Raw genomic sequence first — 14,037 nt, 5'->3', positions numbered from 1 at the left:
ATCAACCCGCACGCTCACGCCTCGCGCGGCGGCGGCGCCGCCACCAGCGCCTCCAGACCCTCGGCCTTCAGCGTCGCGACGTCGTGGGCGAACACGTCCATCACGGCGGCCCGGATCGCGGCCTGCCGGTCAGGCTGCGTCACCCGCGTGCCGGTGAGGTCGGTGACGTAGAAGACGTCCACGGCGCGCTCGCCGAACGTCGCCACATGCGCCGACGTGATGTTGAGCGACAGCCGGCTGAAGGCCGTGGTGAGCTCGTAGAGCAGGCCCGGCCGGTCGAGGCCGGTGATCTCCACCACGGTCTCCCGGCTCGACAAGGCGTTGTCGATGATGACGTCCGGCGGCACCGGGAAGGTCTTGGCGCGGGTGCTGGTCGGCGGGTGCTTGTCGGCCACGAGGTCGGCGATCTTGATCTCGCCCTTCAGCGCCCGCTCGATCGCCGCGGTGATGCGCTTGGTCCGACGCAGCTCGTCGTCGTCCCGCTCGAAGGCGCGCGAGATGAAGATCGTGTCGAGGGCGAACCCGTCCGTGGTGGTGAAGATCTGCGCGTCGACGATGTTGCTGCCGGCCGCCGCGCAGGCGCCGGTGACGATGGCGAGCAGGCGGGGATGGTCCGGCGAGTAGACCGTGATCTCGGTCACGCCCCGGACGGGATCGAGGGCGACGTCGGTCGCGCTGGTCCGCCCGTCGCGCACGACGTCGCGCAGGAAGATCGCGTTCTTGAGCTGGCGCGTGCCGTCGACCTTGAGCCAGTAGGCCTGGCTGTGGCGGGCCGCGTAGGCGTCGAACTCCTCCGAGCCCCAGCCGGGCAGCTGTTCCCGCAGGCCCATCTGCACGAGGCGCACCCGGTCGGTGCGGGCGATCTCGGAATGGCCGCCCGAGAGGTAGACCTCGGTCTCGTCGTACAGGGTGCGGACCAGGGTGCCCTTCCAGGCGGTCCAGACGCCGGGGCCGACGGCGGTGATGTCGGCCACCGTCAGGATGGTCAGGAGCTTCAGCCGCTCCAGGCTCTGCACGCTCGCGGCGAAGCGCTCGATCGTCTTGGCATCCGAGAGGTCGCGGCTCTGCGCGGTCATCGACATCAGCAGGTGGTGCTCCACGAGCCAGCGCACCGTCTCGGTCTCGGCCTGGTTCAGGCCGAAGCGCGGGCAGAGCTTCTCGGCGATGGCGGCGCCGGCGATCGAGTGGTCCTCCGGGCGGCCCTTGGCGATGTCGTGCAGCAGGATCGCGACGTAGAGCGCGGTGCGGTTGTGGATCGAGTGCACGAGGCGCGAGACCAGCGGGTAGGTCTCCTGGGCCCGGCCCGATTCGATGTCCGCCAGCACGCCGACCGTGCGCAGCAGGTGCTCGTCCACCGTGAAGTGGTGGTACATGTTGAACTGCATCATCGCGACGATGCGGCCGAAATCCGGGATGAAGCGGCCGAGCACGCCCGCCTCGTTCATCTCGCGCAGCGCCTCCTCCGGCGCGTTCCGCGAGGTCAGGATCTCGACGAACAGCCGGTTCGCCTCGGGGTCCACGCGCAGCGACGGGTTGACGAGGCGCAGGGACCGGTTGGCCAGCCGCTTGGCGTCCGGATGGATCGCGAGGTTGTGCCGGTCGGCGAGCCAGAACAGCCGGATGAGGTTGACCGGGTCGCGCTCGAAGGCGTCCTCCGCGCGCAGGTTCACCCGGCCGTGGTCGATCCAGAAATCCTCCGCCTCCATGGCGGTCGCCCGGAACCGGTCGCGGAACCGGCCGATCCAGCGGTCGAGAACCGGCGTGCGCTTGGCGTGGCGCGCCTCCAGCTCGGCGCAGACGATGGCGGTGAGATCGCCCACATCCTTGGCGATGCGGAAATAGGCCTTCATGAAGCGCTCGACGCCGGAGAGGCCGCCCCGGGCCTCGTAGCCGAAGCGCTCGGCGATCCGCGGCTGCAGACCGAAGGACAGGCGCTCCTCGGCGCGCTTCGTGGCGAAGTGCATGTGGCAGCGCACCCGCCACAGGAACTCCTCGCAGCGCTCGAACAGCGCGTACTCCTCCGGGGTGAACAGGCCGGCGCTGACGAGTTCGATCTGGTCGCGGACCCGGTAGGTGTACTTGGCGATCCAGAACAGCGTGTTGAGGTCGCGCAGGCCGCCCTTGCCGTCCTTGACGTTGGGCTCGACGAGGTAGCGCGAGGTGCCGGCCTTGGAGACGCGCAGGTCGCGCTCGCGCAGCTTCGCCTCGACGAACTCGGCGGCGGACCCGACCACCAGCTCGGCGTCGAAGCGCGTCACGAGCTCCTCGTAGAGCACCCGGGTGCCGAACAGGTACCGCGCCTCCAGGAGGGCCGTCCGGATCGTCATGTCGGCCCGCGCCTCGCGCAGGCACTCCTCGACCGAGCGGGTGGCGTGGCCGACCTTCAGCTTCAGGTCCCACAGGACGTAGAGCATCCCCTCGACGACGCTCTCGGACCACGCGGTCTGCTTGTAGGGCAGCAGGAACAGCAGATCGATGTCCGATCCCGGCGCCATCGTGCCCCGGCCGTAGCCGCCGGTGGCGACCACCGCGAGCTGCTCGCCGGTCGACGGGTTGTCGTTGGGATAGAGCCGCCAGACCACGGCGTCGTGGATCGCCCGGACCACCGCGTCGGTGAGATTCGACAGGGTCTGCGCGCACAGCAGCCCGTTCCGGTCCTCGAGGAGCTGCGCCTCGGCGGCCCGGTGGCCCTCCTCGATCACCCGGCGCAGCTGCGGCACCAGCGCGGCCCGGAGCTTCGTGGGCTCGCGGGCCTCGCGGTCGAGGTTCTCGAGAACCGTATCGAGGGCGGCGACGGGATCGAACATGGTTCCCGTTAGCATGATATCCCTAAGCCGCCAGCCATGCGGCGCCCGCCGCTACTCCGCGGCCGGCAGATCGAGGGCGAGCAGCCGGGCCGTGCGGTTGCGGGTCGCCGCCCGGGGCTCGGTCTCGCTCGTCTGCCGCCGCGCGTCGGCGATGGCCGCGTGGACGCCGTCGACCGCCAGGATCAGCGCGCTGACTGTCCGCGCGTCGATGCTGCGCTCGCGGGCGTAGCAGACCACGTCCGCCACCAGCCCGTCGGTCTCGATCGCGATCGCGTCGAGTTCGGCGGCGCTGGTCGCCGCGCGCACCTCGCGCATGATGTCGAGGAGCCGGTCGAGGACGAAGTCGACCCGCTCCCGGCGCTTGCGGGCGAGGCGCTGGCCGAGCCACGCGAAGCCGGAGCCGATCGTGCCGCCGAAGAAGGCGAACAGGTAGATGTAGTCCTCGTAGCGGTCGAGGAAGGTCTGCTGCTCGCGCTCGAAATAGTCGACGGCGCCGGGGTGGTTCGGCAGGCGCGCCGAGGTCGCCGCCACCGTCGTGTCGAAGTCCGGCGCCTTCATCAGCTTGGCCACCGGCGCGGTCGAGGCGAGCCGCGAGCGCCACTCGAACAGGTGCTGCGTCGCAGAGGCGACCGCGACGCGGCTCACCGTGCCGCGGGCCATCAGGCGATAGGAAGCGCCGACGGTCTTGACCTCCTCGTCGGGCCGCTTCGGGCGGCCGCCGAAGGTGCCGGCCGGGATCGTCACCGCCTGCAGCTCGGGGAAGCGCTGCAGGATCGCGTCGCCGTCCGGGATCGAGACGAAGCCGATCTTGCGGTCCGGCGCGCCCAGCTCGACGGCGCGGACGACCGCGGCCGCCGGCTTGGAGGCCGGGCTCGCGATCACCGCCACCGCGTCGACCCGCTTCTCGGTGAGTGCGGCCGTGACGTCGCCGACCTTCAGTGGCACCACGACCACGTGGCCGGGCTCCGCCTCGGCGGCGTGGCCGGCCTCCGGCGCGTCCTCGCCCACGATGTCCGGCACGAGGTCGTAGAAGGAGAGCAGGTTCGTGAGGAACGACAGGTCGGCGCTGTGGCGGACCACGATGCCGAGCCGCTTGCGCGCCAGGGCCGGCACGTCGTCGAGATCGGCCGCCTCCGGCGCCGCGATGACCAGCGCCTCGTCGTGCAGGATCGCCAGGGTCAGTCCGTTCTCGGGCAGGAACACGTCCGGCCGCACCACCGCGAGGTCGGCCTTGTTGCGCTGGAGTGCCAGGGCGCTGTCACGCACGTCGCCGTAGCGCACCACCTTGAGACGGACGTCTTCCCGCGCCCGGTCGAGGGCGCCGGCATAGGCCTCGATCAGCGCGGCCTCGGGCCCGTCCTGGGGGCCGACCGCCACCGTCAGGGTGTTCGGGCGCGACAGGTAGACGATCGCGGCCGCGGCCGCGGCGAGCCCCAGGGCCACGAGGACCAGGAGCCACTCGCGCCGCATCAGTACGGCCGCCGCGCCGTGCAGCCGCAGGCGCCATCGGCCCTGCGGAGTGCCGGGCGAAGAACGGTGGTTCGGGCCATGGCCGAGCCTGTCGCGTTGCGCGCGTTCCATACCCGAGTCATGGAACGCAAACCTGTCGAGATCGTGAAGAACCGGTGAAATCTCCATTCGTTGCAGGATCCGCGCCAGAAGGTCGCGACCGCGAGATCAAGCCGCCCGGCCCCGTGAGCCCGGCCTGGCTGGAGCGTGCGGCGCTCCACTATCTGGAGCGCTACAGCGCCTCGACCGAGATGCTGCGCCGGACGCTCGCGCGCCGCGTCCAGAAGCGCGCGCGGGCCCGGGGCGAGGATCCCGAACGCTTCGCCGACCTCGTGACGGCGACCGTCGCGCGGGCGGTGTCGGCCGGCCTCGTGGACGACGCGCGCTTCGCCGATACCCGCCTCGCCACCCTGCGGCGTCGCGGCACCTCGACCCGCGGCGTCTCGGCCAAGCTCGCCGCCAAGGGAGTCCCGCGCGACGTCGTGGAGGCCGCCATGCTGGCGGAGCGCGACGCCCTGCCAGACGGGGAGGCGGACGCGATCGAGGAGCAGGCTGCCCAGGCCTACGCCAAGCGGCGACGCCTGGGACCGTATCGCCGACCGGACCAGCGGGCGACGCACCGCGACCGCGACCTCGCCGCCCTGGCCCGGGCCGGCTTCGCCTACGGCCTCGCCCGCCGTGTGGTCGACCGGGAGCCCGACGAATTCGGCGAGCCCGACGCGCCTGCGTGACGGGTGCGGCATCGCGGCCCGGGGTGAACGCCGCGCCGGCCTTGCACCTTCGGCCGCGTTGTTCATTGTCTGTTCGATGGACGAGACCCTGGCCAAGAAGCTGCGCATCCTCGCGGACGCCGCCAAGTACGACGCTTCCTGCGCCTCCTCGGCCGCGCCGAAGCGGGCGGCCGGCAAGGACGGGCTCGGATCGACCACCGGGGCCGGGATCTGCCACGCCTACACGCCCGACGGGCGGTGCGTCTCGCTCCTCAAGATCCTGCTGACGAACTGGTGCCTGTTCGACTGCGCGTACTGCGTGAACCGGCGCTCCTCGAACGTACGGCGGGCGAAGTTCACCGTGGAGGAGGTCGTGAACCTCACCCTGAACTTCTACCGGCGCAACTACATCGAGGGGCTGTTCCTCTCCTCCGGCATCATCAAGTCGCCCGACCACACGATGGAGCTGCTGACCCGCGTGGCGAAGTCGCTCCGGCGCGACCACGGTTTTGCCGGCTACATCCATCTCAAGTCGATCCCGGAGGCGAGCCCCTGGCTGATCGAGGAGGCAGGCCTCTACGCCGACCGGCTCTCGATCAACGTCGAGCTGCCGACCGAGGCGAGCCTGGAGCGGCTCGCGCCCGAGAAGGACGGCGCCGCGATCCAGGGGGCGATGGCGCAGATCGGCGAGCGGATCGTGCAGGCCAAGGCCGAGAAGCGCCGCTTCTCGCCGGCCGGCCACTCGACGCAGGTGATCGTCGGGGCGGACACCACCACCGACGAGGCCCTGATCCGCAAGAGCGCGCTCCTCTACGGCAGCGTCGGCCTGAAGCGGGTCTACTACTCCGCCTACAGTCCGATCCCGGACGGGTCGGCGATCCTGCCGCCGAAGCCGCCGCCGCTCCAGCGCGAGCACCGCCTGTACCAGGCCGACTGGCTGCTCCGGTACTACGAATTCACCCCCGACGAGGTGGCCGACGCCTCCGAGGGCGGGATGCTCGCCCTCGACATCGACCCGAAGCTCGCCTGGGCGCTGAAGCACCGGGACAAGTTCCCCGTGGACGTGAACCGCGCCGACCGGGAATGGCTGCTGCGGGTGCCGGGGCTCGGGGCGCGGGCGGTCGACAAGATCGTCAGGGCGCGCCGCCACGCGACCCTGCGCCTCGACGACGTCGCCCGGCTGACCTCCGGATTGAAGCGGGCGCGGCCGTTCCTGGTGGCTGCCGACCATCGGCCGGTCGGGTTGACCGACCGGCTCGACCTGCGGACGCGGCTGGTCGAGCCCGCGGCGCAGCTGAGCCTGTTCTGATGGGGGCGGGGCCCGTGCCGTTTCCGTCTGCCTCCGTGGAGAGGGGGGATGCGCGGTCGCCGCGCTCCGTCGCGCTGCGCCCCGGCGCCGATCTCGACGGTTTCCGCAAAGCCGCCCGAAGCCTTGTCGCGCAGGGCGTCGCCCCCGAGGCCGTGACGTGGTCTGTGTCGGACGCGCCCGGCCTGTTCGGCAGCGACGCCGAGCCGGCGAGCGGCACGCCGCTCGTCCTGCCGAAGGCCGTCGCCGGCCTGATCCCGCAAGTCATTCCCCACCGCGATCCGGAGCGCTACGGCCTGCTCTACGCGCTGATCTGGCGCGTCTGCCGCGGCGAGCGGCACCTGATGGAGGTCGGTAGCGACCCGCTGGTCCACCGCCTGCACCGGATGGCGAAGGCGATCGGGCGCGACCTCCACAAGATGCACGCCTTCCTGCGCTTCCGCCGGGCGGAGGGACCGGACGGCGAGCGCTACGTCGCGTGGTTCGAGCCGGACCACCACATCCTCGAGGCGGCGGCACCGTTCTTCGTCGATCGCTTCCGCGGGATGCGCTGGTCGATCCTGACGCCCGAGGGCTCGGCCCATTGGGACACCGAGACCCTGACTTTCGGGCCGCCCGGCGACCGTGCCCAACTTCCGGAGGGCGACGGCTTCGAGGCCGGCTGGCAGACCTATTACGAGAGCACGTTCAACCCGGCCCGCACCAACCTGAAGGCGATGCGGGCGGAGATGCCCAAGAAGTACTGGCACAACATGCCCGAGACGGCCGCGATCCCGGCCCTGGTCCGGGCGGCGGCCGGGCGCACCGAAGCCATGATCGAGAGGGAGCCGACCTTGCCCACACGCCGCGAACCCGCCCGGGCCGTCGCCGCCATGGCCGACCAGGATCCCAAGAACCTCGACGAGCTGAACGCGATCATCCGCCGGACCGAGCCGCTGGTTCCGGGGGCTACCCAGGCCGTGCTCGGCGAGGGGTCGGTCGGGGCGACGGTGGCCTTCGTGGGCGAGCAGCCCGGCGACCAGGAGGACAGGCAGGGCCGGCCCTTCGTCGGGCCCGCCGGCCAGCTGCTCTCCCGCGCCATGGCGGAGGCCGGGATCGACCGGGGCGCGAGCTACCTGACGAACGCGGTCAAGCACTTCAAGTTCGAGGAGCGCGGCAAGCGCCGCATCCACCAGAAGCCGACAGCCGGTGAGGTCAGCCACTACCGGTGGTGGCTCGACCGGGAGCTCGAATTCGTCGGTCCGAAGCTCGTCGTGGCGCTCGGCGCGACCGCCGTGCTGGCGCTGACCGGCAAGGCGATCCCGATCACCCGGGCGCGCGGCCCGTTCCGCTTCGACCGGCACGACAACCGATTCCAGGGCTTCATCACGGTCCACCCGTCCTACCTGCTCCGGCTGCCGGACGAGGCGAAGGCGGAGGCCTACGCGGCCTTCGTGGACGACCTGCGCCGGGTGGAGGCGCTCGGGCGCGAGCTGGCGGCCTGATCCTCCTCTGCCGCGCTTCTGCTATGCTGACGGCTGCCGATTCCCTCCGGTCCCGCCGCCATGGACAAGCTCGCCGCCCTCGACATCCTGCGCGCCAACGAGGCGGAACTGCGCCGCCGCGGCGTGCTGCACGCGGCTCTGTTCGGTTCGGTCGCCCGGGGGGAGGCGCGGGCCGACAGCGATCTCGACGTGATGATCGAGATCGATGTGTCCGTCGTGGGCGGTCTCTTCGGCTATGTCGGCCTGTGCCACTTCATCGATGATCTCTTTCCGATCCGGGTCGACGTGGCGGATCGGGCGGCCCTGAAGGATCGGGTTCGCACGCACGCGGAGCGCGATGCCATTTCCGCCTTCTGAACGCGAGCGGGCCGCCTGCGCCGACATGATCGCCAACGCGGAGCGCGTTGCCCGCTTCTTGGCGGGATTCACGCTCGAGACGTTCGAGGCAGACGAACGCACCCACTTCGCGGTCGTGCGCTGCCTGGAGATCATCTCGGAGGCGAGCCGCCGATTGAGCGCCGAGACGAGAGCCCGATATCCCGCCGTGCCGTGGCGTCAGATCGCGGATGCGGGGAACTTTTATCGCCACAGCTATCATCGGGTGACGCTGGACATCGTCTGGCTCACCGTCCACCACGAATTGCCCGTTCTCGTCGCGGCCTGCCGCGCCGAAATCGCCCGCGCGCCCGACTCCTGATCGCCCCGAGCCGCCTGAGCCCATGACCGACTCGAAGCCCGACTCGAGCCCCGAGACCAAGCCCGTCGGACCCGGCGATCAGGTGATCCTGGTCGACGGCTCGTCCTTCATCTTCCGGGCCTATTTCCAGTCGATCAACCAGGACCAGAAGTACAATTCGCGTCCCTCCGACGGGCTGCCCACCGGCGCCGTGCGGCTGTTCTGCACCAAGATCGCGCAGTTCCTGCAGGACGGCGCCGCCGGCACCATGCCGAGCCATCTCGGGATCGTCTTCGACAAGTCGGAGGGCTCGTTCCGCAAGGAGATGTTCCCCGACTACAAGGGCCACCGCCCGGACGCGCCCGACGACCTGAAGCGCCAGATGCCGCTGATGCGCGACGCGGTGCGCGCCTTCGGCCTGCACGCGGTGGAGCTGGAGCGCTACGAGGCCGATGATCTCATCGCCACCTACACCCGCCAGGCCGAGGCGCGGGGCGCAGGCGTCATCATCGTCTCGTCCGACAAGGACCTGATGCAGCTCGTCGGGCCGCAGGTGCGGTTCTACGATTTCGAGTCGGGTGCCAAGGGCAAGCCCGGCTACCGGCCCGAGCGCAACCTCGACGTCGAGGCGATCGTCGCCAAGTGGGAGGGCCTGCAACCGAACCAGATCGGCGACGCGCTGGCGCTCATCGGCGACACCTCCGACAACGTGCCGGGCGTGCCCGGCATCGGCCTGAAGACGGCCGCGGCGCTGATCAAGGAGTTCGGCAGCCTCGAGGCCCTGCTGGAGCGGGCGGGCGAGATCAAGCAGCCCAAGCGGCGGGAGACGCTGCTCGCCAACGTGGATCAGGCCAAGCTGTCGCGCAGGCTCGTGGCGCTGATGGAGGACGTACCGGTCCCGGTGCCGCTGGACGACCTCGGCGTGCCTCAGCCCAATCCCGAGAAGCTGGTCGGCTTCCTGAAGGCGATGGAGTTCAACACGCTGACGCGCCGCATCGCCCAGATGCTGCACGTCGATCCCGAGGCGGTGAAGCCCGATCCGCGCCTCCTGCCGGGCGCCCGGCCGCACGGCTACGGCAACGCCGCCGGCGGCAGCGACGCGGTGCCGTTCTTCGGCGATTCCGTGCCGCCGGATCCCGAGACCGCCGCCGCCGGGGCCGAGCGACCGCCGGGCGCCGCCCCGCCGGAGGGCGGCGAGATCGATCCCTTCGCCGATCTCGACCTGCCGGACGCGCCCGCCAAGCCCCGGGCGCCCGTCGAGGCGACACCCGGCAACGTGGTGGCGGCCCGGGCCGCGGAATCCGTGGCGCCGTTCGACACCGCCGCCTACGAGACGGTCTCGTCCCTGGAGCAGCTCGACGCCTGGATCGCCGAGGCCGAGGAGGCCGGCGTGATCGCGGTCGATACCGAGACCGACTCGCTCGATGCCCACAGGGCCGGCCTCGTCGGCGTCTCGCTGGCGGTCGCCACCGGCCGGGCCTGCTACATCCCGCTGGCCCACGTCCAGGCCGCCAAGGTGCAGGCGGACGCCACCGACCTGTTCGGCGAGGGCGCCGCGCCCTCCGACGTGGTCGAGCCGGTGCCGGGCCAGATCCCCCTGAAGGAGGCCGTCGCCCGGCTGAAGCCGCTCCTCGAGCACCCCGGCGTCCTGAAGGTCGGCCAGAACCTCAAGTACGACTGGGTGGTGCTCGCCCGCTACGGCATCGAGGTCGCGCCGTTCGACGACACGATGCTGATCTCGTACGTGCTCGACGCCGGCAAGGGCGGCCACGGCATGGACGAGCTGGCCCGCCGGCACCTCGGCCACCAGCCGATCACCTTCTCGGACGTGGCCGGCACCGGCCGCAACAAGGTGACGTTCGACCGCGTCGCCATCGACAAGGCCACCGCCTACGCGGCCGAGGACGCCGACGTGACCCTGCGCCTGTGGCGGATGATGAAGCCGCGCCTCGTGGCCGAGCATCGGGTCGCCGTCTACGAGACCCTGGAGCGGCCCCTGCTGCCGGTGATCGCCCGGATGGAGCAGCGCGGCATCCGCGTCGACCGGGAGATGCTGAGCCGCCTATCCGGGGATTTCTCGCAGATCCTCGTCCGCCTGGAGGAGGAGATCCAGGAGGATGCCGGGGAGAAATTCTCGGTCGGCTCGCCGAAGCAGATCGGCGACATCCTGTTCGGGAAGATGGGTCTGCCGGGGGCCAAGAAGACGCCGTCGGGCCAGTGGGCCACGCCCGCGACCCTGCTGGAGGAGCTGGCCCAGGCGGGCCACGAGCTGCCCAAGAAGATCCTGGAATGGCGGCAGCTCTCGAAGCTGAAATCCACCTACACGGACGCGCTCCAGGCCCATGCCGACCGCGAGACGGCGCGGGTCCACACCTCGTTCTCGCTGGCGGCGACCACCACGGGGCGGCTGTCCTCCTCCGAGCCGAACCTGCAGAATATCCCGATCCGCACCGAGGAGGGTCGCCGGATCCGCCGCGCCTTCGTGGCGGCGCCCGGCAACCGGCTGATCTCGGCCGACTACTCGCAGATCGAGCTGCGGCTGCTGGCCCACATGGCCGACATCCCGGAACTCCGGAAGGCGTTCGAGGACGGGATCGACATCCATGCGGCGACGGCCTCGGCGATGTTCGGCGTGCCGCTCAAGACGATGACGCCCGACCTGCGGCGCCGGGCGAAGACCATCAACTTCGGCATCATCTACGGCATCTCGGCCTTCGGCCTCGCCGACCGGCTCGGCATCGGCCGCGAGGAGGCCTCGGCGTTCATCAAGCAGTATTTCGAGCAGTTCCCGGGCATCCGGGACTACATCGAGACCACCAAGAAGAGCTGCCGCGACAAGGGCTACGTCACGACCCTGTTCGGCCGCGTGTGCCACTACCCGCAGATCCGCTCCAACAACCCCTCCGAGCGCGCCAGCGTCGAGCGGCAGGCGATCAACGCGCCGATCCAGGGCTCGGCCGCCGACATCATCCGGCGGGCCATGACGCGGATGGAGGCGGCCCTCGCCGCGAAGAAGCTCAGGGCGCGCATGCTGCTGCAGGTGCACGACGAGCTGGTGTTCGAGGCGGCCGAGGACGAGGTGGAGCGGACGATCCCGATCATCCGCGGCGTCATGGAGGAGGCGCCGGCGCCGGCCCTGACCCTGAAGGTGCCGCTGGTGGTCGAGGCCAACGCGGCGGGCAACTGGCAGGAGGCGCATTGACGGGTCGGACCGAGGCTCAGCCGGCCGTCTTCGCGAGCGGAGCGAGGCGATCCAGTCGGCGCCGCGCTTGCCGACGTCCCGTAGCCCTGGGTCGCTTCGCTCCGCTCGCGAGGACGGCGGCGCGCTGAGACGACGTCGTCGAACCGCGACCGGGCAGCTTGGAGATGCCGCCGAAGACGGTCATACGCCGTACGCCCATGACCTGCATCGCTCAGAGCCCGTGACCGACCCCTTCCCCTTCCTCTCCGGCGGCGGCGAGGCCGCGCGGATGATCCGCGCGCGCGACTGGTCGGATCATCCCCTTGGGCTTCCGCAGACGTGGCCGGCGGAGTTCCGCGCGGCCCTGTCGCTCGTCCTCAACTCGCCGGAATCGATGATCCTGGCCTGGGGGCCCGACCTCCACTTCTTCTTCAACGACACCTACTTCCCGCTCCTCGGTCCGCGGCTGCCCTGGGCGATGGGCGAGCGGTTCGACGTGGTCTGGGCCGATGCCTGGGATCAGGCCAAACCGATCATCGACGCCGCGATGGCGGGCCGCCCGGAGCGTTTCGTCGACCTGCCGTGGCAGCTCGACACCGATCGGGGCGCGCGCGAGACGTGGTGGACCTTCTCGTACTCGCGGGTTCTCGACGCCGAGGGCCTGGTCGCCGGCCTGTTCATCCTCACCAACGAGACCACCGGCCGGGTCCTGGCGGACGCCGCCCTCAAGGAGAGCCAGGGACGGCTCGAGGCGGCGCTCGCGGAGCTGCGCGACCTGAACGCGACCCTGGCGCACCAGGTCGAGGAGCGGACGGCCGACCGCAACGCCCTGTGGACGCTCTCGTCCGACATGATGCTGCGCTGCCTGTTCGACGGGACGATCACCGCGGTGAACCCGGCCTGGACCGAGGTGCTGGGCTGGCGCCCGGACGAGCTGATCGGAACCAAGCTCATCGCCTTCGTCCACCCGGACGATCTCGACCGCACCGTCGAGGGCGCGCGCCAGCTCTCCGCGGGGTCGAGCCTCGCGCGCTTCGACAACCGCTACCGCCACCGGGACGGCGGCTATCGCTGGATCAGTTGGGCGGCCCGGCCGGGGGAAGGCGTCATCAACGCCGTCGGCCGCGACTTCACCGCGGAGCGCGAGCGCGCCGACGCCCTGGCCGCCGCCGAGGAGGCCCTGCGCCAGTCGCAGAAGATGGAGGCGGTCGGCCAGCTGACCGGCGGCATCGCCCACGACTTCAACAACCTGCTCGCCGGCATCTCCGGCTCGCTGGAGCTGATCCAGACCCGGCTCGGCCAGGGCCGCGTCATGGACGTCGACCGCTACATCAACGCGGCGCAGGGGGCCTCGAAACGGGCCGCGGCGCTGACCCACCGGCTGCTCGCCTTCTCGCGTCGCCAGACCCTCGACCCGAAGCCCACCGACGTGAACCGGCTGGTGGTCGGCATGGAGGAGCTGATCCGCCGCACCGTGGGCCCCGCCGTGGTGGTCGAGGTCGTGGCGCCGCCCGGCCTCTGGCCGGCCCTGGTCGACCCGCCGCAGCTCGAGAACGCGCTCCTCAACCTGTGCATCAACGCCCGGGACGCGATGCCGGAGGGCGGCCGCATCGCGATCGAGACCGCCAATGCGTGGCTCGACGAGCGCGCCGCCCGGCGCCACGACATGCCGCCGGGCCAGTACCTGTCGCTGTGCGTCACCGACACCGGCAGCGGCATGGCGCCGGAGATCGTCGGCAAGGTGTTCGAGCCGTTCTTCACCACGAAGCCCCTGGGGCAGGGCACCGGCCTCGGCCTGTCGATGATCTACGGCTTCGCGCAGCAATCGGGCGGCCAGGTGCGGATCCACTCGGAGGTCGGCAGGGGCACGACGGTCTGCCTGTACCTGCCCCGCCACCGCGGCGCGGTCGCCGAGGAGGACGCGCACGCCGCCGTCGGCGCGCCGCCGCGGGCCGCGCCGGGCGAGACCGTGCTGGTGGTCGACGACGAGCCGACCGTGCGCATGCTGGTCACCGAGGTGCTGGAGGATCTCGGCTACACGGCGATCGAGGCCGCCGACAGCGCGGCCGGCCTCAAAGTGCTGCAATCCGACGTGCGCATCGACCTGCTGGTGTCCGACATCGGATTGCCGGGGGGCATGAACGGGCGCCAGATGGCCGAGGCCGGGCGGCTCACGCGGCCGGGCCTCAAGGTCCTGTTCGTCACCGGCTACGCCGAGAGCGCGGTCTTCGGCAACGGGCCCCTCGAGGCCGGGATGCAGGTCATCACCAAGCCGTTCGTGGTGGAGGTGCTGGGCGCCCGCATCCGCGAGATGATCGGAACGGCTTGACCGCACGGTCGGTTCGGGCCTGATCGGCCGGGAAA

At 71.1% G+C, this 14,037-nt stretch carries 9 protein-coding genes; 7 read left to right on the top strand and 2 right to left on the bottom strand.

Annotated elements, in window-relative coordinates:
- Positions 1-14: 14 nt before the first annotated feature.
- Positions 15-2,807 carry a [protein-PII] uridylyltransferase gene (locus tag BLW78_RS10955; protein ID WP_020092537.1) on the bottom strand — a complete coding sequence of 931 codons (2,793 nt, stop codon included), beginning with the start codon at positions 2,805-2,807 and terminating at the stop codon, positions 15-17.
- Positions 2,808-2,858: 51 nt separating this feature from the next.
- Complete coding sequence (locus tag BLW78_RS10950) at positions 2,859-4,277, bottom strand: TAXI family TRAP transporter solute-binding subunit (protein WP_091679401.1); 1,419 nt, start codon at positions 4,275-4,277, stop codon at positions 2,859-2,861.
- 224 nt (positions 4,278-4,501) lie between these two features.
- Here BLW78_RS10950 and BLW78_RS10945 point away from each other — a divergent pair, with 224 nt between their 5' ends.
- The 7 genes from BLW78_RS10945 to BLW78_RS10915 all read left to right on the top strand — a co-directional run bounded on the left by BLW78_RS10945 (position 4,502) and on the right by BLW78_RS10915 (position 14,002).
- Positions 4,502-5,047 carry a regulatory protein RecX gene (locus BLW78_RS10945; protein ID WP_091679398.1) on the top strand — a complete coding sequence of 182 codons (546 nt, stop codon included), beginning with the start codon at positions 4,502-4,504 and terminating at the stop codon, positions 5,045-5,047.
- Between the two features lie 76 nt (positions 5,048-5,123).
- Positions 5,124-6,335 carry a putative DNA modification/repair radical SAM protein gene (locus BLW78_RS10940; RefSeq protein WP_020092534.1) on the top strand — a complete coding sequence of 404 codons (1,212 nt, stop codon included), beginning with the start codon at positions 5,124-5,126 and terminating at the stop codon, positions 6,333-6,335.
- Positions 6,335-7,816 (top strand): UdgX family uracil-DNA binding protein, encoded by a 1,482-nt coding sequence (locus BLW78_RS10935; protein ID WP_244526916.1) that lies wholly within the window; start codon positions 6,335-6,337, stop codon positions 7,814-7,816. Before BLW78_RS10940 ends, BLW78_RS10935 begins: the two co-directional genes overlap by 1 nt.
- A 60-nt stretch (positions 7,817-7,876) precedes the next feature.
- The gene (locus tag BLW78_RS10930; protein ID WP_020092532.1) at positions 7,877-8,173 is read left to right on the top strand and encodes a nucleotidyltransferase family protein; all 297 of its coding nucleotides are present in this window, start codon (positions 7,877-7,879) and stop codon (positions 8,171-8,173) included.
- A complete protein-coding gene (locus tag BLW78_RS10925; RefSeq protein WP_091679393.1) occupies positions 8,154-8,513 on the top strand; it encodes a HepT-like ribonuclease domain-containing protein in 360 nt (119 codons plus the stop codon). Before BLW78_RS10930 ends, BLW78_RS10925 begins: the two co-directional genes overlap by 20 nt.
- A gap of 22 nt (positions 8,514-8,535) precedes the next feature.
- Positions 8,536-11,694 carry a DNA polymerase I gene (gene polA / locus BLW78_RS10920; RefSeq protein ID WP_091679391.1) on the top strand — a complete coding sequence of 1,053 codons (3,159 nt, stop codon included), beginning with the start codon at positions 8,536-8,538 and terminating at the stop codon, positions 11,692-11,694.
- A 220-nt stretch (positions 11,695-11,914) separates the two neighbouring features.
- The gene (locus BLW78_RS10915) at positions 11,915-14,002 is read left to right on the top strand and encodes a hybrid sensor histidine kinase/response regulator (RefSeq protein ID WP_091679388.1); all 2,088 of its coding nucleotides are present in this window, start codon (positions 11,915-11,917) and stop codon (positions 14,000-14,002) included.
- Positions 14,003-14,037: the final 35 nt, after the last annotated feature.

Source organism: Methylobacterium sp. 275MFSha3.1 (assembly GCF_900108435.1).
Lineage (GTDB): Bacteria > Pseudomonadota > Alphaproteobacteria > Rhizobiales > Beijerinckiaceae > Methylobacterium.
Note: the sequence above shows the minus strand (reverse complement) of the source record. Positions and strands in the feature narration are given on the sequence as shown.